The following is a 24,307-nucleotide window of genomic DNA, read 5'->3' as shown; positions in this document are numbered from 1 at the left end:
CGTTCATGGGGAACTGAGAAGTTCGGCTGCCACCATGGTGCGCGCCCGGCCGCCACCCGCACCGGGAGGCTGCCGGGCCCGCCGGCCGGAAGGAGTCACCGGTGAGCACGATCGACGGACTGCCCGCGCACATCCTGCTGGTCCACCTGGTGGTGGTTTTCGTCCCGTTGACCGCGCTGGCGCTGATCGTCTGCGCGCTCAGCCCCGCCGCCGCCCGCCGCGCGGGCCTGGCGCTGCCGCTGCTCGCCCTGGTCACGCTGGCGGCCGTCCCGCTCACCACCGACGCCGGCGAGTGGCTCGAACGGCACGTCGACCGCACCGACCTGGTGCGCCGTCACACCGAACTCGGCGACGGCCTGCTGCCCTGGGCCGCCGGGCTGTTCCTGCTCTCCGTGCTGGTCTGGTGGGCGGCCCGCCGCGCCGCGGGCGGCGGCCGCCCGTTCTCCGCCGCGCTGCGGATCGGCGCCGGCGTGCTGTGCGCGGCGGTCGCCGTCGGCGCGGTCGTCGACGTCTACCTGATCGGCGACTCCGGCGCGAAGGCCGCCTGGCAGGACGCCCTCACCGGCAGCGGCACCGAGGGCGGCGAGGGACACTGACGCCCGTCGGGCCGGGCACCGGTCCCTGACGGTCAGTCATCCCGGTCCCCGATGGGGCACGGGCTCCCGACGGCCCGTCAGCCCCGGTCCCGGCCGCGCACCTTGCGGGACACCGACTGCGGACTGCCGAAGCCCTCGCCGCGCCCCAGCGCCACGTGCATCCGGCGCAGCAGCGCGTTCAGTTGGGCGCGGTCGCCGCGGGTGAAGGAGACCATCATGGCGTCCTGGACGGCGGCGGCGTCGGCGTGCATCGCCGCCAACTCGGCCTGCCCGTCCGGCGACAGCATCACCACCTCCTGCTGCCCGCCGCCGAGGTGCACCGTCATCGCCTGCACCAGGCCGCGGGCCAGCAGCGTGTCCATCGCGGCGGACGCGTCCGGCGCGGTGACCCGCCGGGCCAGGTCGGCGCGGCCGTGCGGGCCGGCCTGCGCGAGGACGGTCAGCAGTTCCTGGTGCACCCGGCCCAGCCCGCGGGCCGCGAGCCGCTCGCCGATGCCGTCCTCGGCCGCCCGGGCGAGGACGGACAGCAGGTAGACCGACTGTTCGAAGGGATCGGACGACTCTTTCCTACCGTCGAACAAGCCGGTTCCTAACGCGGGAGAGCGGGAGACGCCCTCGGGGGAACCGGTCGACGCCCGGGCGGGGTGCGGCGGAGCGAGGGCCGTCCTCACTCTAGCGACGGGACCGCCGACCGGTCTACACCGGTGTCGTCCGACCCCGCCCCGACACCGCCGTCGGCCCCATTCCCGGCTCCGCCCTCGGCTCCGCCCTCGGTTCCGCCCTCGGTTCCGCCCTCGGTTCCGCCCTCGGCGTCGCGCAGCAACTCCCGCAGCAGGTCCTCGTCCTCGGTCGACAGCGCGGAGACGAAGCGGCGCAGCACGAGGCTGCGGTCGTCCTCCTTCTCCAGTTCGCGCCGCATCCGGCCGGCGGCCAGCCCGGCCGCGTCGGAGACCGGCGCGTAGGCGTAGGACCGGCCCGGGCGGGTGCGGACCACGGTGCCGCTGTCGTGCAGCCGGGCCAGGATGGTGGCCACCGTGGTCCGGGCCAACGGCCGCCCCAGGGCCCGTTTCACCTCCTGCGCCGTCAGCGGCCGGCCCGCGCTCCACAGCGCCGCGAGCACGTCCGCGACCAGTTCCCCGTGCGGTCGCCTGCTGTCCTGGCCGCCGATCGCCATCGCTCTCCCGTCCTGGTCCTGCTGGTTAGGTTTGCCTTCGCTAACTCTAAGCGGACGGATGTGGCCACCGGTGCGGCGGGATCACGCCAGGTGCCCGGGTGCCTACTTGGCGAGGTCATGGCACTGGTTGATGATGACGCGGGGGAATTTTGATCCGTTGACGAAGGAGGGGCGTTGGGGGCGCACAGGTCGGCCGGAACGGTGCGGACGGTCGGAGCGGACGGAACCCGGGGGTACGGGTGCGCAGGCACCAACTGGGGCGGGTGACCGTGCTGGTGACCAGCTTCCCGCGGGCCGGCGCCCGGCGCGGCGAGCCGGCGGAGCGGGACGGCGACGAGGAGCTCTGTCACCTGTCGCTGCTGACGGCCGGCGGCGGCCGGGTGCACCTGGCGGGCCAGGACGGGGCGGAGGAGTTCATGCCGGGAGACATCCACCTGACGACCAGCTCGGACCCGGCCGACGGCCGGTTCTTCGGCTTCGCCGAGGCCGCCCCGGACAGCCCCCCGCCGAAGGCGTGGGCGTGGACGTCCCGGTCGCGCTGCTCCAGGTCCCGGCGCACCGGATGCGCGACCTGACGGGGCGTCGGCTCCCCGCCCGGGAGGGCACCGGCGCGCTGCTCTCGGCCCTGCTGGTGGGCCTGGACCGGCAGGCCGCCGCCTTCCAGCCCGCCGAGGCCTGCCGGCTCGGGTCCGTACTGGTCGACCTGGTCTCCACCTGGCTCACCGGGATCCTCGACGCGGAGGCCGAACTCTCCCAGGAGGACCGGCAGCGGGCCCTGGTGGAGAGCTCCCGGGAGTTCATCCGGCAGAACCTGCACGACCCCGGCCTCACCCCGCCCGTGGTGGCGGCCGCCCACCACATCTCGGTCAGCCACCTGCACAGCCTCTTCACCCGCCACTCGGACGGCGAGACCGTCGCCGCGTTCATCCGCGCCCGGCGGATGGACAAGGCGCACCGCGAACTCGCCGACCCCGCCCTGCGCACCCTGCCCATCTACCGCATCGCCGCCCGCTGCGGCATCCCCCGCGCCCCCGAGTTCACCCGCGCCTTCAAGGCCGCGCACGGCCTCTCCCCGCGCGAGCACCGGCGCCGGGCACTGGCGCGGGCCGCCGCACCGCAGGAGTGAACGGCGGCGCCGGGCACGGGGGATCAGCCGCGGTACGCCACCTCCGGGCAGCGCGGCGAGGGCCCGTCCAGCAGCGCCGCGCGGCGGTGGCGCAGGTGCAGGTCGAAGAAGGCCAACGGGTACGCCTGCTGGATCAGCAGGGCGCGCTCCGGGTCGATGGTGCCGACCATGCGGCGGATCTGCTCCTCCGTCAGGCCCAGCATCCGCCCGGCCTGCGGGATCAGCGTGACGTTGTCGCCGTACGAGGGGTGCACGGCGCCCTCGGCCCGGACCTCCAGCCGCCAGCCGCGCAGGTGGGACCAGAACTCGGCGACGTCCGGGCCCTCGGCGAGCGGGAACGAGGCGGTCATCAGCAGGAACGGCCGGTCCAGGTCCTCGGTCACGGTGGGGTGCCCGGACCCGGGCTGCATCGGCCCGTCCAGCGCCGGCCCCGCCCGCACCAGACGGCCCGTCAGCATGGCGCACGCGGTGGCCGTGCCGCCCTTCGACCAGCCGAACATGCGCGATCCGGGAGGTGTCGAGGGCCGCGCCGAGCCCGTTCGGCAGCTCGCTGAAGCAGTTGCCCAGGTGATCGACCGGCACCACCACGTAGCCGTGGCTCGCCAGCTCCTGCACCGTCACGGTGTGGTCGCCGATGGAACTCGACGACATCCTCGCCGCCGTCCGGGTGGTCGCCGCCGGCAACGCGCTGATCGCCCCGCGGTCACCCGCCGCCTGATCGCCCACTTCGCCCGCCGGCAGCCGGCCGGACCGCCCGACACCCCCGCCCTGGACGGACTCGCCGGCCGCGAACGGGAGATCCTCACCCTGGTCGGCCTCGGCCGCTCCAACACCGAGATCGCGGCCGAACTCCACCTCGCCGCCGCCACCGCGAAGACCTGCATCTCCCGCCTCCTCGGCAAACTCGGCGCCCGCGACCGGGTCCAACTGGTCATCACCGCCTACGAGTCCGGCCTGGTCGGCCGTTCGTGAAAGCCGCGTTCGCATCCGGTACCGAGCCGGTCACGGGACCGCCCGCGGCCCCGCTCCCGCGCGATGATCGGGTCGATCGAAGGGGGAGCCGTGCAAGGAGAACGATCCGCCCGGGGCGCGGGGGCCGTCGCGGTGGCTGTGGCTGTGGCTGTGGCGCTGGCGGTGCCCGGCTGCACGACGGCGCGTCAGGACCGGGCGCTGCCCGCACCGTCGGCCACGGCGGTGCCGTCGGCGGCACCGGCGACGGACTGCGTGAACCCGCGCTACGAGTTCACGCCCGCCGTGGAGCAGGAGACGCTGACGTACCTCACCCCGGCCGTCACCCTCACCGCGCCCGACGGCGGTGCGCTGGACCTCCCCGGCGCGCTGCCCGTCCGGACGCTCACCGCGAGCACCGTGTCGAGCGCGGGCGAGGCGGACGCCCGCCGCGCGTACCAGGCCTTCGTCCGCCAGTCGCCCACCCCCGGACTGCCGGAGTTCGGACGGGAGTTGGAGCCCTACGGGAAGAACCCGGTCACCGGCGTCGGACACTCCGGCCGCTTCGTCGGCTTCGCGTTCAACTGGGGGATCACCAGCTCCTACGTCCGCCACTGCGAGGGCGCCGCCCCGGGACAGCAGGACGTCTCCGGCACCGTCACCACCTTCCGGCCGCGGTTCCCCGTGGCGCTCGTGGTGGACTGCGCCGAACCCCGCGGCGAGACCCAACGGCAGGCCGCCCGGCTCGGGTGCGCGGCCAACGTCTGAGGCGGGTCCGCCCGCCCCGTTTATCCGGCGTTGATCCACTTCCGGGACGCTGGCCGCCCGGCCGGCCCTGCCCGGCCGTCAGAACCGCACCGGCCCGGCGACGCGGGGCCGCAGAACCACGAGTGGGACCAACCATGCGCATCCGTCAACTGTCCGCCGCCATCGGCCTGGTGGCCGCCCTCACGGTCACCCTGACCGGGTGCGGGGACGATGCGGCCGACACCGCCGCGAAGCCCGCCGCCCCGGCCGCCTCCGCGCCGGCCGCCGCCGCGCCGTCAGCTGCCGCCCCGACCGGCGGGCAGGCGGCCCCGCCGAGCGCGCAGCCGAGCGGCCGAGGCAGCGCCCCGGCGGCCGGGTCCGGGCCGCGCACGTGCGTGGCGGCCGACCTGAAGGCCGCGCTCGCGCCCGGCACCGGCGCGCAGACGCCCGACCAGCAGGGCGCGGAGGAGATCGAGCTGACCAACCAGTCCAAGGCGGCCTGCACCATGAAGGGCTACCCGGGCGTGGACCTGGTCGGCGACAAGGGCACCTGGAACCTGCCGCGCTACCAGCCCGCCCAGCCCGAGCAGGTCACGCTGCAGCCCGGCGGCAAGGCGTACGTCCGGATCGACTACCTGCCGTCCGGCGGCCAGGGCCAGGGCCAGGCCGAGTTCAAGGTGCAGAAGATCGTCCTCACCCCGCCGGACGACACCCGGCAGCTGACGGTCCAGTGGAGCGGCGCCGCTCCGCAGGACCAGAGCGGTGCCACCCACCCCGGCACCTACGTCCGCCCGGTCGCCGCCACCCGCTGAGCCGCGGGCGCCACGGGGGGACGGTGGTCATTGGTTCGACGGACCTTCGACGTGCTGTAGAGTTGGGTTCACCGACGCGGGGTGGAGCAGCTCGGTAGCTCGCTGGGCTCATAACCCAGAGGTCGCAGGTTCAAATCCTGTCCCCGCTACTGACAGGCCGGGCCCGGAACTCTCGTTCCGGGCCCGCCCTTTTTGGCTCGGGCCGTTCAGGGCTTCCGAGGCTGGGCGGACCAGTACGGCGCGGCGTGCGCGAGGGCGCGGCCCTCCAGCGCGGCGACCAGGCGTTCGAAGAGGCGGACGGCGGCGGGGCCGGACCAGTCGGCGGGCAGCACCTGCGGGGGCAGGCCGGGATCGCGGAACGGCAGCTTGCGCCAGTCGTCGACCACGGACAGGTAGCCGACGAAGGCCTCCCGGCCGTCCACGAAGGCGGCGGCGGCGAGGCGGTCGGCCTCGGCGGTCCGGGCGGCGAGGAACTCCCGGTAGCGGCGGTCGATTTCCGCGAGGTCCCAGCCCTTGCGGACCATCGCGGCGAGGTCCTGCCCGCCGACGTGGTCGCCGGTGAAGACCGCGCACTGGTCGGTCAGGTCGAGCTCGCCGATCGCCCGGCCGGCCGCCGGCAGCATCCGGGCGGGGGCGATCCACACCGCCGCGCCGATGTTGCCGAAGCCCAGCGAGGTCAGGTGCGCGGTCAGCTGGTGGCGCTTGGCCCGGGCGGACTCCGGCACCGAGAAGTTGACGAGGCACCAGCCGTCGGCCAGGTCGGCGGGCTGCCGGGCGTGCCAGATCACCTCGTCCCCGGCGGCCAGCGCCTCCAGTGCGGCGGGCGTCAGCGCGTAGCCGCGCGCCCCGCCGCGGGTCTCGGCGGCCAGCCAGCCGCGCTGCTTGAGCCGGAACACCGCGGTGCGGACGCTGGAGGCGTCCAGGCCCGCCTGGGTGAGCAGTTCGACGGCGCCGGCGATCGGCATCCAGTTGCCCATCTTGCGGACGACGGCGCCGAGGAAGGTCACCAGCACGGTCCGGGAACGGCGTGCCGCGGTGGGCCGGGCGGCCTTCGTCTCGCTCATCCCACCGAGTATGGCGGACGCCGGACACATGATCGCACCGCCGCCGCGGGCCGGGGGTTCACGCGGTCACCCCGATCCGGGGATCCGGCGTCCACCGCAGGTGCACCGGCCCGGCCGCGCCCTCGCGCAGCAGCGAGAGCCGGGGCGGGACACGGTCGGTGCGCGAGGTCGGCGGCCTGCGGCGCCCGGCCTGCCACTGCACCGGCCATTCGGCGCCCGGACCCCGGTAGTCCTGCTCGGCCGCCGCGTGCAGCGTCCACTGCGGGTCGTACAGGTGGGTGCGGCCCAGCGCGCACAGGTCCGCCCGCCCGGCCAGCAGGATCGAGTTGACGTCGTCGTAGGAGGAGATCGCGCCCACCGCGATCACCTGCACACCGGCCGGCCCGGCCACCCGGTGGCGGATCCTGTCGGCGAACGGCGTCTGGTACGAGCGCCCGTAGGCCGGCCGCTCGTGCTGGGCGACCTGCCCGGAGGAGACGTCGATGGCGGCCGCGCCGTGCGCGACGAAGGCCCGGGCGATCTCCACCGCGTCCTCGTCGGTGTTGCCGTCCGGCAGCCAGTCGGTCGCCGAGATGCGCACCGTCACCGGGATCCGCTCCGGCACCGCCCGCCGCACCGCGTCGAACACCTCCAGCGGGAAGCGCAGCCGGTTCTCCAGGCTGCCGCCGTACGCGTCGGTGCGCCGGTTGGCCACCGGCGACAGGAAGGAGGACAGCAGGTAGCCGTGCGCGGCGTGCACCTCGATCAGGTCGAAGCCCGCCTCCGCGCCGCGCCGCGCCGCCGCCTCGAAGTCCGCGACCACCCGGTCCAGATCGGCCCGGGTCGCCTCCCGGGGGAGGTGGCAGCCGGGCCCGTACGGCAGCGCGGACGGGCCGATCACCTCCCAGTTGCCGTCCGGGAGCGGCTCGTCCATGCCCTCCCACATCAGCCGGGTCGAGCCCTTGCGGCCGGAGTGCCCCAGTTGCAGGCCGATCTTCGCCGAACTGCGCTCGTGGACGAAGGAGGTGACGCGCCGCCAGGCCTCGCGCTGCCCGTCGTTCCACAGGCCGGGGCAGCCGGGGGTGATCCGGCCCTCGGGGGAGACGCAGACCATCTCGGTCATCACCAGGCCCGCGCCGCCGAGCGCCTTGGAGCCCAGGTGCACCAGGTGGAAGTCCCCGGGCACGCCGTCCACCGCCGAGTACATGTCCATCGGGGAGACCACGATCCGGTTGTTCAGCGGCAGCGGCCCGATCCGGACCGGCTGGAACATCGCCGGCACGGTCTCGGACGCGCCCTGGCCGCGGGCGAACTCACGCTCCATCAGCTCGGCGAACCCGGCGTCCCGCTCCTTCAGGTTCTCGAAGGTGATCCGGCGCGAGCGGGTCAGCAGGTTGAAGACGAACTGCGCGGGCTGCTGCCCGGCGTACATGCCGATGTTCTCGAACCACTCCAGCGAGGCCTGCGCCGCCCGCTGCGTCGACTCGACCACCGGCCTGCGCTCCGCCTGGTACGCCTCCAGCGCCTCGGCCACCGTCGGCCGCTCGTGCAGGCAGGCGGCCAGCGCGAGGGCGTCCTCCATGGCGAGCTTGGTGCCGGACCCGATCGAGAAGTGCGCGGTGTGCGCCGCGTCGCCGAGCAGCACCACGTTGCCGTCGTGCCAGCGCTCGTTGCGCACGGTGGTGAAGTTCAGCCAGCGCGAGTTGTTGGTGCGCACCCGGTGGCCGGCCAGCTCGGCGGCGAAGATCTCCGCGATCCGCCCGACCGCGTACTCGTCGGACTCGCCCGGCCCGAACTCCCGCCCGGCGGTGCGGTCGAAGCCGGCCCGCCGCCACACCTCCTCGTGCATCTCGACGATGAAGGTCGAGCCCTCGGCGGAGTACGGGTAGCCGTGGATCTGCATGGTGCCCCACTCCGTCTGCTTGACGAAGAACTGGAACGCCTCGAAGACCAGGTCGGTGCCCAGCCAGATGTACTTGTTGCGGCGGCCGTCCAGCGACGGGCCGAACACCTCCGCCCGCGCGGCCCGCACCGCCGAGTTCACGCCGTCCGCCGCCAGCACCAGGTCGTGCGCCGCCGACAGCTCGTCCACGCCCGGCGCCGGCGTCCGGTAGTGCACCCGCACGCCGAGCTCGGCGGCCCGCCGCTGGAGGATCTGCAGCAGCTCCCTGCGGCCCATCGCCGCGAAGCCCTGCCCGCCGACGGTGAACCGGTGCCCGTCGACCTCGACGTCGATGTCCGTCCAGCGGGCGAAGGCCCGCTCCATCGCGGCGTGCACCACCTCGTCGGCGCCCGCGATGCCGGTCAGCGTCTCGTCGGAGAACACCACGCCGAAGCCGAAGGTGTCGTCGGGCGCGTTGCGCTCCCACACCGTCACCTGGTGCGCCGGGTCCAACTGCTTCATCAGCGCGGCGAAGTACAACCCGCCCGGGCCGCCGCCGGCGATCGCGATCCTCATTCCGTGCCCTCCACGATCCGACGGAGCCTGAAGTGCTGGAGCTTGCCGCTCGGATTGCGCGGCAGCGCCGCCACGAACCGCACCTCGCGCGGGTACTTGTACGGCGCGAGCTGCTGCTTCACGTGGTCCTGGATGCTGCGCGCTGTCGCCGCGTCCCCGGCCGCGCCCGCCCGCAGCACCACGAACGCGCAGACCACGGAGCCGCGTTCGGCGTCCGGCGCGGCCACCACCGCCGACTCCAGCACGTCCGGATGGCTGTCCACGGCCGCCTCCACCTCCGGGCCGGCGATGTTGTAGCCCGAGGAGACGATCATGCTGTCGCTGCGCGCCCGGTACCAGAAGTAGCCGTCCTCGTCCCGGACGAAGGTGTCGCCCGTGACGTTCCAGCCGTTCACCACGTAGTCCGACTGCCGCTCGTCGTCCAGGTACCGGCAGCCGACCGGGCCGATCACCGCCAGCCGCCCCTCCACGCCCGGCCCCAGCTCCTCGCCGTCCGGCCCGAGCACCGCCGCCCGGAACCCCGGCACCGGCCGGCCGGTCGCCCCCGGGCGGATCTCCTCGTCCGCCGCCGAGATGAAGATGTGCAGCAACTCGGTCGCCCCGATGCCGTCCACCACCCGTATCCCGGCCTCCGCCCGCAGCTGCTCCCACACCTCCCGGGGGATGTGCTCGCCCGCGCTCACCGCCCGCCGCAGCCCCGAAAGCCGGTGCGCCAGACCGGATTTGACGATCTGCCGGTACGCGGTCGGCGCCGTCGCCAGCACCGTCACGCCGTGCTCCGCCACCAGCTCGGCCAGCTCCGCCGGCGTCGCCGACTCGGTCAGGAACGCGCACGCCCCCGCCCGCAGCGGGAACACCACCAGCATCCCCAGGCCGAAGGTGAACGCCAGCGGCGCCGTGCACGCCACCAGGTCGTCCGGGCGCAGCCGCAGCGTGCACCGGCCGAAGGTGTTGTCGATCGACAGCAGATCGCGGTGGAAGTGCACGGTGATCTTCGGGACGCCGGTGGTGCCCGAGGTCGGCCCGAACAGCGCGACGTCGTCCGCCGCCGTGTCCACCGCCGCGAACCGCCCCGGCTTGGCGGCGGCCCGCCGGACCAGGTCGTCCGCCCCGCCGCCGCCGAATGCCACCACCGGGACGTCCCGGACCTCCGCCGTGAAGCGGTGGTCCACCAGTGCCACCACCGGCCGGGTCTTCGCCACGATCGGCGCCAGCTCCCGGGCCCGCAGCGCCGCCATCGTCGCCACCGCGATCCCGCCGCCCGCAGCACGCCCAGCCAGGCCGCCACCGCCCACGGATTGTTCGGCGAGCGCAGCAGCACCCGGTTGCCCGGCACCAGCCCCAGGTCCTCCGCCAGCACCTGCGCGACCTGCGCCGAGCGCAACTGCAACTCGCCGTACGTCCACACCTCCCCGGCCGGCGTCCGCAGCGCCGGCCGGTCCGGGCCCAGCTCCGCCACCTGACGGTCCAGCAACTCCACAGCCGCGTTCAGCCGGTCGGGGTAGTGCAGCAGCTCGGTGGTGAACTCCAGGGCCGGCCACTGCTCGACGGCCGGCAGGTGCTCGCGCGCGAAGGGGTCGCGGAACCCGGACGGCACCCCGCTCATCTCCCCGCCCCCTCGCGGATCATGCCCTCCTGGAGCACCGTCGCCAGGTGCACCCCGTCCGGCGTGAAGAACCGCCCCTCGCCGAGGCCCCGCCCCGACTCCGCCGCCACCGCCCGCTGCGCGTACAGCAGCCAGCCGTCCAACTCGCCCGGCCCCGGCGGACGGTGGAACCACATCGCGTGGTCCAGACTCGCCGTCACCAGCCCCGGCCGCGCCCACGCCAGCCCCAGCACCCGCAGCACCGGCTCCAGGATCGTGTAGTCGCACACGTACGCCAGCGCCGCCGCGTCCCGCTGCGCCTCGCTCAGCCCCTCCACCGGCCGCAGCGCGTCGAACGGCCGCACCCACACCGCCTGGTGCGGCGCCCGCCCGCCCTCGACGTCCAGGTACAGCGGACCCGGCACGTGCCGCAGGTCGAAGCTGCGCCCCGCCGACCAGTACTCCTTGGACGCGCCGGTCATGGTGCCGCCCTCGCGGTCCGCCAAGTACGCGGCGGAGCCGGGCAGTTCCTCCGGCCCCGGCAGGCCGTCGGCGTACGGATCGGGCAGCGCGGCGGCGTACCGGCCGCCGGGCTCGCCCGCCGCGAAGTTCGCCAGGCACACGTACAGCGCCTTGCCGCGCTGGTAGGCGCGCACCTGCCGGGTCGCGTAGCCGCGGCCGTCGCGCAGCAACTCCACCTCGTGGCGCACCGGTTCGCCGATCTCGGCCGGGCGCATGAAGTACGAGTGCATCGAGTGCAGGGCCTTGCCGTCCCCGACCGAACGCATGGCGGCGGCCGCCGCCTGCGCGACCAGGTCGCCGCCGTACGCCTTCGGCCACGGGCAGGGCTGGGTGACCGCGGTGAACGCCAGGTCGAAGTGCTCGGGGGCGACCGGCTCCAGGGCGACCGCGGCGGCGAAGAACTCCGAGGTGGTGTCGGCCATCAGGGCCGGTCCAGCCAGTCGGGCAGCTCGGCGTCCGGCACCTCGGGCAGGTTGACCACGATGTTCTCCGGGGTGCGGGTGGTCATCCAGGTCAGCGGCCGGTTCCGGTCGAGGTTGCACTCCACGTGCGGCAGGAACGGCGGGACGAACACCCAGTCGCCCTCGGACAGGTCCAGGTAGTCGGCGAACCGCGCGCCGAAGTAGATCCGGCCCCGCCCGGACAGCACGTACCCGCCGGTCTCCGCCTCGCCGTGGTGGTGCGGCACCGAGCGGTAGCCGGGCTCGTTGCCGACCTTGCCGAACCACAGCCGGGTGGCCGGGGTGTGCTGGATGCTGATGCCCGAGATCCGGGTCGCCCCGGCCGACTGCCCGGTGTCGCCCGGCTCGGCGCCGGCCCGGGTCACCACCGGGACCACCAGGCCGCTCCCGGTGGCGTACGCCGAGTTGTCGCCCTCCAGGAGGTACGAGCGGTAGTCGGGGGAGTTGCCGGGGGTGGGGTCCATGGAAAGCTCCTCGTCGTGGCTGGGGGGCGGTTCGAGAGGTTCTGTTCTGATGGATCGTCGGCTCTTCCGGGCCGCCCGGCGCGCGCGGCTCGCCGGGGTCGGCCCGTCCGGTTCGGCTGCGCCCGGTCGGGTCCGGCCCGGCCCGGTCGGGTTCAGGCGGTGAAGCGCACCGTGTTGCGCAGGGTGCCGATGCCGGAGACCGAGGTCTCCAGCACGTCGCCGTCGGCCAGGAAACGCTGCGGGTCGCGGGCCGCGCCGACGCCGCCGGGCGTGCCGGTGAGGACCACGTCGCCCGGGCGCAGCACGGTGAACGCGGAGACGTACGCCAGCAGGTCGGCCGGGTCGAAGACCAGCGTCTTGGTGCTCGCGTGCTGCACCTCCTCGCCGTTGACCCGGCAGACCACCTCCAGGCCGGCCGCCGGGTCCACCTCGTCCGGGGTGACCAGCACCGGGCCGAGCGGGCAGGAGCCGTCCCAGGCCTTGCCCTGGAGCCACTGCGAGGTGCGGTTCTGCCAGTCCCGCACCGAGACGTCGTTGGCCACCGTGTAGCCCGCGATCCCGGCCAGCGCCGTCGCCCGGTCGGCGCGCCGCAGCGTCGCACCGACCACCACGGCGAGCTCCGCCTCCCAGTCCACCCGCAGGCCGGACGGCAGCACCACGTCCTCGGACGGGCCGGTCAGGGTGTCCGCGAACTTCGCGAACAGCGTGGGGTGGGACGGGAGTTCGTGCCCCATCTCGCGGATGTGCTCGGCGTAGTTCAGCCCGCAGCAGAGCACCTTGGCGGGCGTGGGCAGCGGCAGCACCGGGACGGCGCCGGGCAGCTCCGCGCCGGGGCGCACCGGCTCTCCGGAGCGGAGGAACGCCGACAGGTCGGGCGCCGGCAGCGCGTGCCACCCGCCGTCCTGGAGCACGGCGGCGCGGGTGGCGCCGTCCGGGAGAGCGACCGTTGCGAGCTGCATGGGTGGGACCTCCGCCTCGGCGCCGGCGTCGTCCACTGCCGGGCGCGGTGTCTCAATGGTTCTGCGACCGTCACAGGACTGTCAATAGCTGCTACCGTGGCGGCCCCGACGGCAACCGACCCGCAGGAGACCCGCCATGGCGAGCCACTCGGCCCCCGTACCGGTCAACCCCGCCTCGCTGCCCCAGCCCCGCGGCTACTCGCACGGCACCCTCAGCGGCAACACCCTGCACCTCGGCGGGCAGACCGCCCTCGACCGGGACATGCGGATCGTCCCCGGCGGCATCGTCGAGCAGTTCCGGCAGGCGTTCTCCAACGTCCTCGCCACCCTCGCCGAAGCGGGCGGCCGCCCGGAGGACCTGGTGAGCATCACCCTCTACCTCACCGACATCCCCGACTACCAGGCGCACGGCAAGGAGATCGGCGAGGTCTGGCGCGAGCTCGCCGGCCCGGTGTACCCGGCGATGGCCGGCATCGGCACCACCGCCCTGTGGCAGCCCGAGGCGATGATCGAGATCCTCGGCGTCGCGGTGATCCCCGACGAGCGGCTGGTCCGCCCCGCGTCGTCCTGATCCCTGACGGCCGGTCGGCGGGCGGGACACGCCGGAGGGCGGCGGCGCACAGGGGTTCTCCCTGCGCGCCGCCGCCCTCCGGGCGCCGCTCCTGCTGATCGGCCGTCAGCCCGCGAAGGCCGCCGTGCCGTTGGGGGTGCCCAGCCCGGTCGGGCCGTCGTAGCCGGTGGCCGCGGTGCACAGGTAGCTCGGCGAGCAGCTGCCGTTCGAGCCCGAGGTGACGTCGTTCAGCGAACCGGTGTGCGCGTACGGGAACGAGGCCGGGCTGGAGCCGGTGGACGGCGTCCCGGCCAGCGCGTAGACGCTCGCGATGATCGGCGACGAGGCGCTGGTGCCGCCGTACACCGCCCAGCCGCTGCCGCCGTACGTCTGGTACACGGCCACGCCGGTCGCCGGGTCGGCGACCGCCGAGACGTCGGCGACGGTGCGCTTGGCGCAGCCGGTGTCCTTCTGCCAGGTCGGCTTGGCGTCGTACGCGGAGCAGCCGGAGCCCGCGCCCTCGGTCGAGTTGGTGTACCAGACCGACTCGCCCCAGCCCCGGGCGCTGGAGTTGCGGGTCAGCGCGGTGCCGCCGACCGCCGTCACGTACTTCGACGAGGCCGGGTACTCGACGCCGTACGCGCCGTCGCCCGAGGAGACCGTGATGGCCACGCCCGGGTGGTTGAAGTACGAGGAGTCGTAGCTGGTGTCGGAGGAGGACTCGCCGCCGCCGTAGCTGTTCGACACGTACTTCGCGCCCAGGCTGACCGCCGTGTTGACCGAGGTGCCCAGGTTCGCCATGGTCGCGCTGGTCGCCTCCACCAGGATGATGTGCGCGTTCGGCGCGATCGCCGAGACCATGTCCAGGTCGAGCGATATCTCGCCCGCCCAGCCGGAGTTGGAGGTCGGCATCTTGGTGCCGCCGGTCTGGTTCACCTTCTTGAAGCAGCCGTTCGCGGTGGTGCAGGCCGGCAGCCCGTACTGCGCGCGGTAGACCGCCAGGTCCGACTCGGCGTTCGGGTCGTTGTACGCGTCGACGATCGCGATGGTCGCGCCCGCCCCGCCGTTCGCGGGCAGGTTGTACGCGCTCTGCAGGTCCGCCGGGCCGTAGCCGGACGGGGTGGCGTTCGGGGTCACGCCCAGCGCGTTGACGTGCTGCGCCACGCTGGTCACCTTCAGCGCGTGGCAGCCCATGGTGTCGCCCTTGGCGAGCGTGTCGCACGCCCGCACCCAGGACACGCCGTTCTTGCTGTACGTGGTGGGCGTGGACTGCGCGTCCGCCGGCGCGGCGGCGGCGAGACCGGTGAACGCGGTGAGCGCCAGCGCCGCGGCGCTGAACAGCGAGGGCGCGGTGAGGGTACGCAAGGAACTGCCTCCAGAGGTGGGGGAGCACAACGGGGCGGCCCGCGACCGTGCGGCAGGGCAGGCGGGAGCGACGGCATGACTGGGGGGCCGAGGCTCCTGCGCCGGGGGGAATCGCACAGGTGAGCCGCGGACGACGCTAGTGATGATGTCCCGTCAACAACAATGCCCGGGCCCGAGATTGGACCCGCCCTTTACCGCCGGGGCACCCCAGGTGACGGTTCCTCCATACACAGAACCCCGGGGGTAAAGGACGCCTGTCTTTCTCATCTTCCGCAGCCGCCGCGGCCGGGCGGCGCCCGTCCGCCCGGACGTCCGAATATCGGTGGCGATGCTGTGTGTACGGCCCGCTAGACTCCGCCTGCCTCGAACACCGGTGGCGAGCACCGGTGTTGGGCGTTTTCGAACCTTTGGGGGGTTTGATGAGACCGCTGCCGTTCGTCGGCAGATCCAAGCGTTCCGTCGGGGTGTTCGCCGCAGGGGCGCTGCTGCTCACCTCGCTGGTCGCCCAGTCCGGCACCGCCTTCGCGGCCGCCGGCGGCCCGGCCGGTACCGAGGCCGACGCCAAGCCCGCGGCCGGAGCGCCGCAGACACCCGCCGCGTCCGCCCCGAAGACGGCCAAGGCGGAGCCGCAGGCCGCGCCCAAGGCCGACCCGGAGGCCGAGCACAAGGCGGCCGCCAAGGCCCTGCAGGAGTCCGACCCGGCGGGCGCCTGCCCGGCCGCGCTCGACCCGCAGGCGCCCGTCACCTGCACGGTGGCGTACAACGCCACCGCGAACCTCACCCTGACGCTGAGCCAGGACCACGACCTCGCGCTGTTCCAGGTGCTGGCGGCCCAGCAGTACGACCTCTACCCGACGCTCACCGCGCCCGACGGCTCCGCCGTCGCCTGCGAACGGGTGATCAGCTACAGCCCCGGCGCGCTCCGCTGCGCCACCGGAGCGGCCGGCACGTACACGCTGAGCCTGCGCAACAACTCCTACAGCGACAACGCGGTGTCCGTCGCCTACCGGCCGCTGCTGTCCACCACCGCCTGCACGACGCTGGCCGGCGAGGACAGCAAGCTCGGCACCGCCAAGCGCTTCACCGCCTCGCTGCCCACCGGCTCGGTCGGCGACTGCTACACCACCGACCTCGCCGCCGGCGACGTCATGCGCAGCTACGGGCCGTCGTACACCGCCACCTGGACCGTCTACGACGGCGCGGGCAAGCGGATCTGCGACTCGTACACCAACGACACCAGCCGCGGCCTCGACTGCACGCTGACCGGCACCGCTCCGTACCGGGTGACGGTCCAGCAGGTCTCCGGCCAGGCCGTCGACTACACCTTCTCCGCGGCCCGGCTCTCCCGGCCCGAGGGCTGCGAGCTCGTCCAGCCGCAGGCCTACGGCGACGCCCCCGACCTGACCTCCACCGCGCGCTGCCGCACCCTGCGGGTGCCCGCCGCCGGCCGCCACCTCTACGGCCCGCTGAGCGCCACCGGCGCGTACCTGCCCGGCCGCCTGTTCGGGACGGACGGCGTCCAGGAGGGCTGCCAGAGCGGCGACTGCACGCTGACCGCCGGCGACCACACCTGGGCGGTGGACGGCAACTACGGCGACGTCGGCGCGTTCGGGATCTCGCTGCGCTCCGCCACCGAGACCCGCGGCTGCACCGCCACCGCCGACGACGGCCTCGCCTCCGGCGCCGTCACCGGCACCTACGGCGCGGCCGGGCAGCTCCGCTGCCTGACCCTGTCGACCGCTTCCGGCAAGGGCCTGTACCTGCTCAACCAGACCCCCGCCGACGGCTCCCCGGTCGCCGTCGAGATCGACGACGCCAACGGCGCCAAGCAGTGCGACAACGGCGGCTACACCTACACGGTCTGCAAGCTGACCGGCACCGCCCCGTTCCGGGCCGCCGTCACCGGCACGCCCGACAAGGCGTACGCCCTGGTGATCCACCGGACCGACAACGCCGCCGGCTGCACCGCCTGGCCGCAGTCCGGCTTCGGCGGCGACTGGGGCGCCGAGGTCACGCTGACCGCGACCGACCAGCAGCGCTGCCTCAGCATCCCGGCCGCCGGGCACGCGCCCGCCGAGATGCTGGACTACGCCAACAACCTGAACCAGGTGAACGCCGCCGTCTACGTCAACGACGGTGCGGGCAACACCGCCTGTTCGACCATGGGCAGCTCCACCACCACCTGCAAGCTGGCCCCGGGCGCCCCGTACACGGCGATGCTGGTCGGCACCGGCCGCCCGGACACCTACCACCTGGTGCGCCGCGACATCTCGCCCAGCGCCCAGTGCACCACCCGCACCGACACCAAGGTCGGCAGCCCGTCCACCTCGTTCGACTTCACCTCGGCGCTGGACGCCCGCTGCGTGCGGGTCGGCGGCGCGGCCACCGACAAGCTCTGGCTGAGCAGCCGCACCGTCGGCAGTCGCTACGACCCGTCCACCCTGCTGATGGCGGTGAACGCCGACGGCACGATCCAGTGCACCCAGTGGGGCGTCGGCTGCCAGGTGAGCGGCTCGACCTCGTACGTGGCCGTGGTCGTCGCGTCCGGCTACAAGGACGCGCCGATCCACGCCAACGTCGACGTCTGGAAGGTCGGCGGCGCGGACGGCTGGGCCCCGGAGTGCGCGTCCAACGTGCTCTCGGCGAACGGCTTCCCGCAGCACAGCGGCGTGCTCACCGAGTCCGCCCCCGCCTACTGCGGCGTCATCGACGTGAACCCGAGCCAGGGCTTCACCATCGGCGGCAGCTCCAGCAACACCGGCGCGGACATTCCGTGGTTCACCTTCGCCGGCCCGGACGAGTGGGGCGCCTCCAGCACGCGCTTCCAGTGCATGCAGTCCTACGGCCAGTTCGGCGCGGCCTGCTCCAACTGGGGCTCCACCGCCGGCCGGGCCCTGCTGATGCTCAGCCCGAACAAGATCGCCACCCCGATCGAGTACACCCTCCAGGGCCTGCCCGGGAACCCGACGCACGCGTACGGCCTCCCGAAGTCCATCACCCCGGCCACCGGCCGGGCGGAGACCCTGGTGCCCGCCGTCATCCACGGCACCGGCCTCTCGATCGGCAGCAAGATCGAGCTGGCGCCGGCCTACCAGAAGCTGGTCTACCCGCAGTCCGTGAACGCCGACGGCACCGAGCTGCACGTGCTCGTCGACACCCGCGGCCTGACCCCGGGCAGCTACGACCTGGTGCTCGACGGCATCGGCTACACCTCCGGCCAGCCCTCCCCGGGCTACCTGCCGAAGGCCTTCGAGGTCACCGCGGCGGACACCCCCGTCAAGTCCCGGTTCGTGCCGCTCACCGCGGCCCGGTTCCTGGACACCCGGGACGGCACCGGCGCCCCCAAGGCCCGCATCGGCGCGGGCGGCACCGTCAGCCTCCAGGTCGCGGGCGTCAAGGGCGTCCCGGCCGGCGGCGTCACCGCCGTGGTGATGAACCTGACCGCCGTCGACCCGAGCGAGAACGGCCAGGTCACCGCGTACCCGGGCGGGCAGACCGCCCCCGACCTGCCGAGCCTGTCCTTCGCCGCCCACCGCACCGTGCCCGCCCAGGTCACGGTCCCGGTCGCCGACGGCAAGGTCGACCTGCGCAACAGCACCGGCACGGTCGACCTGGTCGCCGACGTCGCCGGCTACTACACCGACGCCGCCGACCAGGGCTCCGCGCTCACCCCGGTCGCCCCGGCCCGGTTCCTGGACACCCGGGACGGCACCGGCGCCCCAAGGCCCGCATCGGCGCGGGCGGCACCGTCAGCCTCCAGGTCGCGGGCGTCAAGGGCGTCCCGGCCGACGGCGTCACCGCCGTGGTGATGAACGTGACCGCGGTCTCCCCGACGGCCACCGGCTGGATCACCGCCTACCCCGACGGCCAGCAGCCGCCGGCCACCTCGAACCTCAACTTCACCCCCGGCCGGACCGTCGCCAACCTGGTGACCGTCCCGGTGGTGAACGGCAAGGTCGACCTGCGCAACAGCGCCGGAACGGTGGACCTGGTCGCCGACGTCACCGGCTACTACTCCGCCGCCGGCACCAGCACCTACGCGTCCGCCACCCCGCTGCGGCTGCTCGACACCCGCAACGGCACCGGCGCCCGCCAGGGCGTCGTCGGCCCGGACGGCATCGTGTCCTTCCAGGTCAACGGCGTCGGCGGAGTGCCGTACGGCGCCACCGCCGTGGTGCTGAACCTGACGGTCACCGACCCGACCGCGACCGGCTACCTGACCGCGTACCCGCACGGGACGAACCGCCCCGGCGTGTCCTCGGTCAACTACACCCCGGGCGGGACGGTCTCCAACCCGGTCGTGGTGCCGGTCGTCGACGGCCGCGTCACGCTGTACAACTCCACCGGCAGCGTCAACGTCACCGCCGACCTGACCGGCTGGTTCTCCGCCTGACGGACAGCACGACAGCACGACAGCACGACAGCGGGCCGCCGGCGCACCCAGCGCCGGCGGCCCGCCGCCGTCACAGCCCCCGGAAGACCCGGTACCCGGTCTGGATGAACCGGCTGTTGAAGCGGGGCCCGGAGTTGGTCAGCGCCGCCAGCGCGGTGCCCCGCCGCGGACAGAACCCCACGAACGCGGTGAAGCCCCGGGTGCCGCCCGAGTGGAACAGCACGTCCCCGTCGGGCAGTGGCCGCAGGTTCCACACCAGGCACAGCCGGTCCGCCGAGCGCGGCTTCACCAGCCGCGGCCGCTGGACGTCGCGCAGCGCCGCCGCCAGCCCCGGCGTCGGCGCGCCGCCCGGGTCGAGGTGGAGCGTCAGGTAGCGCAGCAGGTCACGGCCGCTGGAGCGGACGGCCCCCGCCCCGGGCAGCGCCGGGATCCGCCACGGCGGCAGAGCCCGCCCGCGGAAGTACCCGACCGCGGCGCCCGGCTCGCACCCCGTCCCGGTCAGCCCCAGCGGCCCCGCCACGCGCTCCGCGAGCAGCCCCGGGTAGCCGCCCCCGGACCTCTCGGCCAGCACCCGGCCGAGCAGCCCCACCCCGAAGTTCGAGTACTGCACCCGGCTCCCGGGCGGGAACCGCAGCCGGGTCCGCTCCAGCGCCCGGTCCAACTCCTCGGCGGAGAACGCCGCGTACGGGTTGCTGAACCAGGCGGGCAGCGCCGACCGGCGCAGCCCCGGCGGCACCCGGGGCAGCCCCGAGGTGTGGGTCGCCAGGTGCAGCAGGCTGAGCGGCACCCCGGAGACCGTCACGGTGTCCCGGAGGCGGACCTCGCCCCGGGCGGCCAGCTCCGCCAGCAGCAGCGCCGTGAACGTCTTGCTCACCGAGCCGAGTTCGAAGCCGGTGTCCGGCGTCACCGGCTCGCCGGAGTCGCCCGCCGTCCGGCCGTGGCACAGCACCTCGCCGCCGCCCGGTCGGGCGACGGCGAGGGTGACGGCCGACCCGGGCGGCACGGTGCCGACCAGGGCGGCCAGGTGCGGGTTCACCGGAGGGTGCGGGCGAGCGTGAGGGTGCCGGCCAGCACGCCCACCACCGCGGTGTGCTCGTTCTCCTTGAACGCCTTGCCCGGGTCCTCGTCGATCGGGTCCAGGTCGCGCGGCAGCAGCCCGTCCGGGTGCTGGACGGCGACCAGTTGCGCCAGGCTGTCCGGGTCGCAGACCGACTCGGGCAGGCAGGCGTCCACGATCAGCAGCTCGCCCATCAGGTCCCACTGGCCGGTCTCCTGCCAGATGTCCACCCAGACCGGCAGCCACTCGGCCAGGTACTCCTGCAGCGGCACCGGCAGCCGGTCCGGCACCGCGCCCCAGTCGGTCATGTGGAACACGGTGTGCGTGACGTTGTAGCCGGTGATCCAGTCGATCGCCCACGGCTCCGGCCGGGCGCCGAGCCAGGTGGTCGCCGCGAGCGCGTCCCAGTCGGGCTTGCTCTCCAGCCCGACCACCGACCGGGCGTTGACCACCGCCAGCTGCCGGTTCGCCATCGCCTCCACGGCATGCGTCGAGCGCAGCCCGTCCAGGCTGTGCAGCAGGTCCTCCAGTGCCGCGTGCCGGTAGCCGGAGCGGTGGAAGTGCCCGTACATCTCCAGCGGGTCGCTGATCAGGATGTGCCGGAACTGCCGCTCGTACAGCAGGTCGCCCTGGCGCAGCTGCTGCCAGCCGAAGTCCAGCAGCGCGCGGGCCCGCTCCCGGTCGGTGGGCCCGGCCACCGACTCCCGCAGCACCAGCGAGCCGGCCAGCGCGCACTCGCCGATCGGCTTGTACGCGTTGTCGGGGTTGGAGAGGTCCAGGTCGACGTTGCTGTCCTCCGGGGGGAGGACGCCGTGGCCCTGGTCGTGGGTGGCGTACAGCCAGGCCAGCGAGCGGGTGGCGAGCTGGTGGGCGTTGCTCAGCAGGGTCTGGTTCATGCCGCGGCCAGCCGTTCGGCGACAGCGAGGTCCAGGGCGGTGCGGGCGGTGCCGTCACCGGTCAGCGCGAGCTGCCGCAGCAGGGGCCGGAGCTCCAGCGCGAGCGGCGTGCCGACGCTCTGCAACCAGGCCAGCCAGCGGACCAGCCGGGTCGCGGTGCGGTGGTCGCGCCGCAGCATGGCGCGGGTCGCGCCGCGGGCCAGCGCCAGCGGGTGCTCGCGGGCGCGCTGGTGCACGGGGCTGTCCAGCGTCGGGAGGGCGAGACAGCAGAGCTGCGCCATCAGGACCGACCAGCGCTGCCAGCCGTGCTCGCCGGGGTCGGGCGGCAGCGGCGGGGACTCCGCCGCGACGGGGTGCCCGGCGCGGGCGAGGAGTTCGGCGGTGGCCCGGTCGCGCCACGCGTGGACGCCGGACCAGTCGGCCGGGAACAGGACGAAGGCTTCGGCGGCGCGGGCGGCCACCTCGGGCGGGGTCGGGCGGCCGGTGAGCAGGGCCGGGGCGAACACGTCCGGGCCGAGAACCCGGTCGGCGGCGAGCAGCGCCTGCGGCTCGGGCACGTCGGCGGCGGGAAGAGCCGCGCCCTCGGCACCGGTGAGAGCGTCGAGGGCGCGGCCTGCCGCCCACTCGGTCGCGGCAGCGTACTCCCGCTGGGGCGAATCAGCGAACGGCATGAGGGTGTACTACTTTCTTCCGATCTGATGCCGGGTCGGTGCTACTTCTTTTCCTTGGGCTCCTTCGGGGAGAGCAGGACGAGGCCCAGCAGCAGCAGCAAGCCTGCGGCCTCGGGGCGGTACAGCGGCGCGTCACTGACGGCCGACTCGTCCTCGGTCATCAGCGCCTTCACGGCGCCGATCTCGGGCGACGACACCCGGAGGGGAGCAAGCGCCGGCTCCCTGGGCAGCACGGTCTGGGCAAGCATCGGATACGCCTCCTTGGGAAAGGACGGACGTCATCGTCGGGTCGACGATGTCCTCTCCCCACGCTAGGGGCGTGCTCCGATCCACGCATGCGGAGTGCGGGCGGGCGGGGGCGGCGGAAATGAGCGGCTGTCATGATTCTGTCAACTCGTCCGGTCGGGTCTTTCTGACGGGAAGTGCCGCCTCCCGGAGGGCGGGTCGGGATCGCTTCTCCGGGCGCGTTCCAGGGGTCGAGGAGCGCTGCGAACCGGGCCGGCGCACGGTGGCCGGCCGGTCGCTCCGGCGGGGCTCGCGGCCGGTCGCCGAGGAGGCCGAGCGGGGAGGCGCGTGCGTCGTCGGGTGTGTTGCGCGGGGGAGGCGCGGAGGCGGGGCTAGCGTGGGTGGGGTGAGCGGAGTTCCTGCCGACCGGCGCTGGTCGTCGTCCATGCCGGAGGCGTACGAGCGGTACCTCGTACCGGTGCTGTTCCGGCCGTTCGCGGTGGACCTGGCCGGGCGGGCCGCTGCGCTGCGACCGCGGCGGGTGCTTGAACTCGCGGCCGGCACGGGGGTGTTGACGGCCGAGCTGGTGGTGGCGCTGCCCGCGGCGGAGCTGGTGGCGACGGACCTGAACGAGGCGATGGTCGGGTACGGGCGCCAGCGGGTGCCGACGGCGTCCTGGCGGCAGGCGGATGCGCAGCGACTGCCGTTCGAGGACGGGTCGTTCGACCTGGTGGTGTGTCAGTTCGGCGCGATGTTCTTCCCCGACCGGCCGGCGGCCTTCGCGGAGGCCCGCCGGGTGCTGGCCCCGGACGGTCGGCTGCTGTTCAGCACGTGGGGGCCGATCGAGGAGCACGGCTTCGACGCCGCCGTCCAGGCTGCCGTCGCGCAGGTGTTCCACGCCGACCCGCCGGAGTTCCTCCGTACGCTGCCGCACGGGTACCACGACCCCGGCCAGGTCTCCGCCGACCTCGCCGGCGGCGGCCTGGCGCTGGAGCGGCACGAGACCGTGGTGCTGGACGGCACCGCCGAATCCGCGGGGGCGGTGGCGACCGGGTTCCTGACGGGCACCCCGCTGCGCGCCGCCGTCGCGGAGCGCGGCGGCCGGCCGGAGGACCCGGCGCTGCACGCCGCGCTGGCGGAGGAGATGACGGCGCGCCTGGGGGAGGGCCCGGTCACCGCGTCGATGTCGGCGGAACTGTTCCTGGCCCGGGCCTGAGCGGGCGCCGGGGCGTGGACGGCCGTTGCCCGCCGGGCGGAGAGCCGCCGATCTGCCGGACGGCGCCGGGGAGTTCACGACGGCCGCGGCAAGCTGCGCCGGTGGACAGCGCGGCGGCGCGTCGGGGGCTGTCGGGCGGGCGCTGCCGCACCGTCCGGCCGGTGGCCGCCGCACTGGCCGGCTTCCCGGTCGACAGCCATGGACTTTTCGGTCATTCCGACCGAAAGGCCCTGCCGCAGGGGTGCGGACACCCCACCGTGGCAGGGAGTCCGCCCCGGCCGGGGCGGGACGGGGTGATCGAAGCGCACGGAGAGAGGGAAGCCATGGGAGTACGTGCACGGCTGCGCGGGGCGCGGTCGCGGTGGGGCCGCAGTGCTGGCGGTCGGGACGCTGGGGCCGGGGCGGCCCCGGGGCGGGCGGCGGAGGCCGACCAGTGGCGGCCGCAGCCGGGGACCCTGTACATCTCCGACCTGCCGAAGACCGAGTCGTGGCGCGCCCAGCCGACCGTCCGGGGGTGGGGCGACTACTTCGACTGTGTGGTGGGCTGGCCCGGCGAGCCGGCCGAAGTCAACGTCTGGCACCGGGACTTCACCACCGCGGAGACCGCGCTCGCCCAGCAGAAGGTGGCGGTCTTCGCCACGGAGGCCGAGGCCATCGCCTTCGCGGACAAGGCCCGGCAGGACTACATCGCCTGCGCGCACGCCCCGCAGCGGCCCGGCGTGACCGCGACCTACCGCGACTACGGGGTGATCAACGTCGAGGAGGGCGCGACCCTTCAGGGGATGCACACCTTCGACTCCAACGCCACCGAGCGCCCCGACGTCAACTACCTGTGGGGCGTGGGCCGCGACGGCGACACGGTGACGCTGGTCCTGTGGCAGAGCTACTGGGGCGATCCGCCCGTGATCCCGTGGAAGAACACCCTGAACACCGCGGTGAAGAAGCTGTACTGAGCACCCGCCGCCGGCTCGTCGCCACGGCCCCGGCGGGGGCGAGCACGGTGGGCCGGCGGCCAGGTCGAACACGTGGGCGCTCCCGG

The 24,307-nt window shown here is 74.3% G+C and carries 23 protein-coding genes, 1 tRNA gene and 2 pseudogenes; 12 read left to right on the top strand and 14 right to left on the bottom strand.

What is annotated here, in order from left to right; translation table 11 throughout:
• The first annotated feature begins 101 nt into the window (after positions 1-101).
• Positions 102-596 (top strand): DUF2231 domain-containing protein, encoded by a 495-nt coding sequence (locus KCH_RS02450; RefSeq protein ID WP_035858529.1) that lies wholly within the window; start codon positions 102-104, stop codon positions 594-596.
• Positions 597-673: 77 nt separating this feature from the next.
• On the opposite strand, the gene KCH_RS02445 is transcribed toward KCH_RS02450, so the two are convergent.
• On the bottom strand, positions 674-1,177 hold the full coding sequence (locus KCH_RS02445; RefSeq protein ID WP_035858527.1) for a MarR family winged helix-turn-helix transcriptional regulator: 504 nt from the start codon (positions 1,175-1,177) through the stop codon (positions 674-676).
• A gap of 86 nt (positions 1,178-1,263) precedes the next feature.
• Positions 1,264-1,770: a BlaI/MecI/CopY family transcriptional regulator gene (locus KCH_RS02440; RefSeq protein ID WP_063750101.1), complete on the bottom strand. Its 507-nt coding sequence runs from the start codon at positions 1,768-1,770 to the stop codon at positions 1,264-1,266.
• A 263-nt stretch (positions 1,771-2,033) separates the two neighbouring features.
• Here KCH_RS02440 and KCH_RS40795 point away from each other — a divergent pair, with 263 nt between their 5' ends.
• Together KCH_RS40795 and KCH_RS40790 are read left to right on the top strand one after the other, a co-directional pair.
• Positions 2,034-2,345 (top strand): hypothetical protein, encoded by a 312-nt coding sequence (locus tag KCH_RS40795; RefSeq protein WP_157031849.1) that lies wholly within the window; start codon positions 2,034-2,036, stop codon positions 2,343-2,345.
• Entirely contained in the window at positions 2,291-2,896 is a 606-nt protein-coding gene (locus KCH_RS40790) for a helix-turn-helix transcriptional regulator (protein ID WP_051652651.1), read from the top strand. The genes KCH_RS40795 and KCH_RS40790 overlap by 55 nt, the downstream gene beginning before the upstream one ends.
• A 23-nt stretch (positions 2,897-2,919) precedes the next feature.
• On the opposite strand, the gene KCH_RS02430 is transcribed toward KCH_RS40790, so the two are convergent.
• Positions 2,920-3,396 carry a hypothetical protein gene (locus KCH_RS02430; protein WP_051652650.1) on the bottom strand — a complete coding sequence of 159 codons (477 nt, stop codon included), beginning with the start codon at positions 3,394-3,396 and terminating at the stop codon, positions 2,920-2,922.
• Between the two features lie 134 nt (positions 3,397-3,530).
• Here KCH_RS02430 and KCH_RS02425 point away from each other — a divergent pair.
• From KCH_RS02425 to KCH_RS02410, 4 genes and pseudogenes are all read left to right on the top strand, one after another.
• Positions 3,531-3,868 (top strand): annotated as a pseudogene (locus tag KCH_RS02425) (response regulator transcription factor); the annotation flags it as partial.
• Between the two features lie 144 nt (positions 3,869-4,012).
• Positions 4,013-4,612, top strand: a complete 600-nt coding sequence (locus tag KCH_RS02420; protein WP_157031848.1) for a hypothetical protein — start codon at positions 4,013-4,015, stop codon at positions 4,610-4,612.
• Between the two features lie 134 nt (positions 4,613-4,746).
• Positions 4,747-5,403: a DUF4232 domain-containing protein gene (locus KCH_RS36655; protein ID WP_051652648.1), complete on the top strand. Its 657-nt coding sequence runs from the start codon at positions 4,747-4,749 to the stop codon at positions 5,401-5,403.
• Between the two features lie 75 nt (positions 5,404-5,478).
• A tRNA-Met gene (locus tag KCH_RS02410) sits at positions 5,479-5,552 on the top strand.
• A 57-nt stretch (positions 5,553-5,609) separates the two neighbouring features.
• Here the strand turns inward: KCH_RS02410 and KCH_RS02405 are convergent.
• The 6 genes and pseudogenes from KCH_RS02405 to KCH_RS02380 form a co-directional block, all read right to left on the bottom strand.
• Positions 5,610-6,467: a PaaX family transcriptional regulator gene (locus tag KCH_RS02405; RefSeq protein WP_244305102.1), complete on the bottom strand. Its 858-nt coding sequence runs from the start codon at positions 6,465-6,467 to the stop codon at positions 5,610-5,612.
• Positions 6,468-6,525: 58 nt separating this feature from the next.
• On the bottom strand, positions 6,526-8,904 hold the full coding sequence (locus KCH_RS02400; RefSeq protein ID WP_035858523.1) for a bifunctional salicylyl-CoA 5-hydroxylase/oxidoreductase: 2,379 nt from the start codon (positions 8,902-8,904) through the stop codon (positions 6,526-6,528).
• Positions 8,901-10,510 (bottom strand): annotated as a pseudogene (locus KCH_RS02395) (AMP-binding protein). Before KCH_RS02395 ends, KCH_RS02400 begins: the two are co-directional and overlap by 4 nt.
• Positions 10,507-11,433 (bottom strand): acyl-CoA thioesterase, encoded by a 927-nt coding sequence (locus KCH_RS02390; protein WP_035858521.1) that lies wholly within the window; start codon positions 11,431-11,433, stop codon positions 10,507-10,509. Before KCH_RS02390 ends, KCH_RS02395 begins: the two are co-directional and overlap by 4 nt.
• Positions 11,433-11,936, bottom strand: coding sequence for a cupin domain-containing protein (locus tag KCH_RS02385; RefSeq protein ID WP_035858519.1), 504 nt, complete (start codon positions 11,934-11,936; stop codon positions 11,433-11,435). The genes KCH_RS02390 and KCH_RS02385 overlap by 1 nt, the downstream gene beginning before the upstream one ends.
• Positions 11,937-12,088: 152 nt before the next feature.
• Entirely contained in the window at positions 12,089-12,895 is an 807-nt protein-coding gene (locus KCH_RS02380; RefSeq protein WP_035870527.1) for a fumarylacetoacetate hydrolase family protein, read from the bottom strand.
• Positions 12,896-13,031: 136 nt separating this feature from the next.
• On the opposite strand from KCH_RS02380, the gene KCH_RS02375 reads away from it, so the two are divergent.
• Complete coding sequence (locus KCH_RS02375) at positions 13,032-13,466, top strand: RidA family protein (RefSeq protein ID WP_035858516.1); 435 nt, start codon at positions 13,032-13,034, stop codon at positions 13,464-13,466.
• Positions 13,467-13,571: 105 nt separating this feature from the next.
• On the opposite strand, the gene KCH_RS02370 is transcribed toward KCH_RS02375, so the two are convergent.
• Entirely contained in the window at positions 13,572-14,810 is a 1,239-nt protein-coding gene (locus KCH_RS02370; RefSeq protein ID WP_035858514.1) for a S53 family peptidase, read from the bottom strand.
• Positions 14,811-15,229: 419 nt separating this feature from the next.
• Here KCH_RS02370 and KCH_RS02365 point away from each other — a divergent pair, with 419 nt between their 5' ends.
• Both KCH_RS02365 and KCH_RS38500 read left to right on the top strand, forming a co-directional pair.
• Entirely contained in the window at positions 15,230-18,619 is a 3,390-nt protein-coding gene (locus tag KCH_RS02365) for a hypothetical protein (protein WP_035858512.1), read from the top strand.
• Positions 18,619-19,203: a hypothetical protein gene (locus KCH_RS38500; protein ID WP_157031847.1), complete on the top strand. Its 585-nt coding sequence runs from the start codon at positions 18,619-18,621 to the stop codon at positions 19,201-19,203. The genes KCH_RS02365 and KCH_RS38500 overlap by 1 nt, the downstream gene beginning before the upstream one ends.
• 70 nt (positions 19,204-19,273) lie before the next feature.
• On the opposite strand, the gene KCH_RS02355 is transcribed toward KCH_RS38500, so the two are convergent.
• Genes KCH_RS02355 through KCH_RS02340 form a run of 4 tightly spaced genes read right to left on the bottom strand, consistent with a single transcriptional unit; the run spans position 19,274 to position 22,075 of the window.
• Positions 19,274-20,239: a serine hydrolase domain-containing protein gene (locus KCH_RS02355; RefSeq protein ID WP_051652647.1), complete on the bottom strand. Its 966-nt coding sequence runs from the start codon at positions 20,237-20,239 to the stop codon at positions 19,274-19,276.
• A complete protein-coding gene (locus tag KCH_RS02350; RefSeq protein ID WP_035858510.1) occupies positions 20,236-21,156 on the bottom strand; it encodes a DUF6895 family protein in 921 nt (306 codons plus the stop codon). Before KCH_RS02350 ends, KCH_RS02355 begins: the two co-directional genes overlap by 4 nt.
• The gene (locus KCH_RS02345; RefSeq protein ID WP_035858508.1) at positions 21,153-21,827 is read right to left on the bottom strand and encodes a hypothetical protein; all 675 of its coding nucleotides are present in this window, start codon (positions 21,825-21,827) and stop codon (positions 21,153-21,155) included. The genes KCH_RS02350 and KCH_RS02345 overlap by 4 nt, the downstream gene beginning before the upstream one ends.
• A 41-nt stretch (positions 21,828-21,868) precedes the next feature.
• Positions 21,869-22,075 carry a hypothetical protein gene (locus tag KCH_RS02340; RefSeq protein WP_035858506.1) on the bottom strand — a complete coding sequence of 69 codons (207 nt, stop codon included), beginning with the start codon at positions 22,073-22,075 and terminating at the stop codon, positions 21,869-21,871.
• 383 nt (positions 22,076-22,458) lie between these two features.
• Between KCH_RS02340 and KCH_RS02335 the strand changes: the two genes are divergently transcribed.
• Together KCH_RS02335 and KCH_RS02330 are read left to right on the top strand one after the other, a co-directional pair.
• Positions 22,459-23,268 carry a class I SAM-dependent methyltransferase gene (locus tag KCH_RS02335; protein WP_341865332.1) on the top strand — a complete coding sequence of 270 codons (810 nt, stop codon included), beginning with the start codon at positions 22,459-22,461 and terminating at the stop codon, positions 23,266-23,268.
• 323 nt (positions 23,269-23,591) lie between these two features.
• Entirely contained in the window at positions 23,592-24,221 is a 630-nt protein-coding gene (locus tag KCH_RS02330; protein ID WP_157031846.1) for a hypothetical protein, read from the top strand.
• The last annotated feature ends 86 nt before the right edge of the window (positions 24,222-24,307 follow it).

Source organism: Kitasatospora cheerisanensis KCTC 2395 (assembly GCF_000696185.1).
GTDB lineage: Bacteria > Actinomycetota > Actinomycetes > Streptomycetales > Streptomycetaceae > Kitasatospora > Kitasatospora cheerisanensis.
The sequence above is the reverse complement of the archived record's forward strand: the minus strand, read 5'-3'. Positions and strand labels throughout refer to the sequence as shown.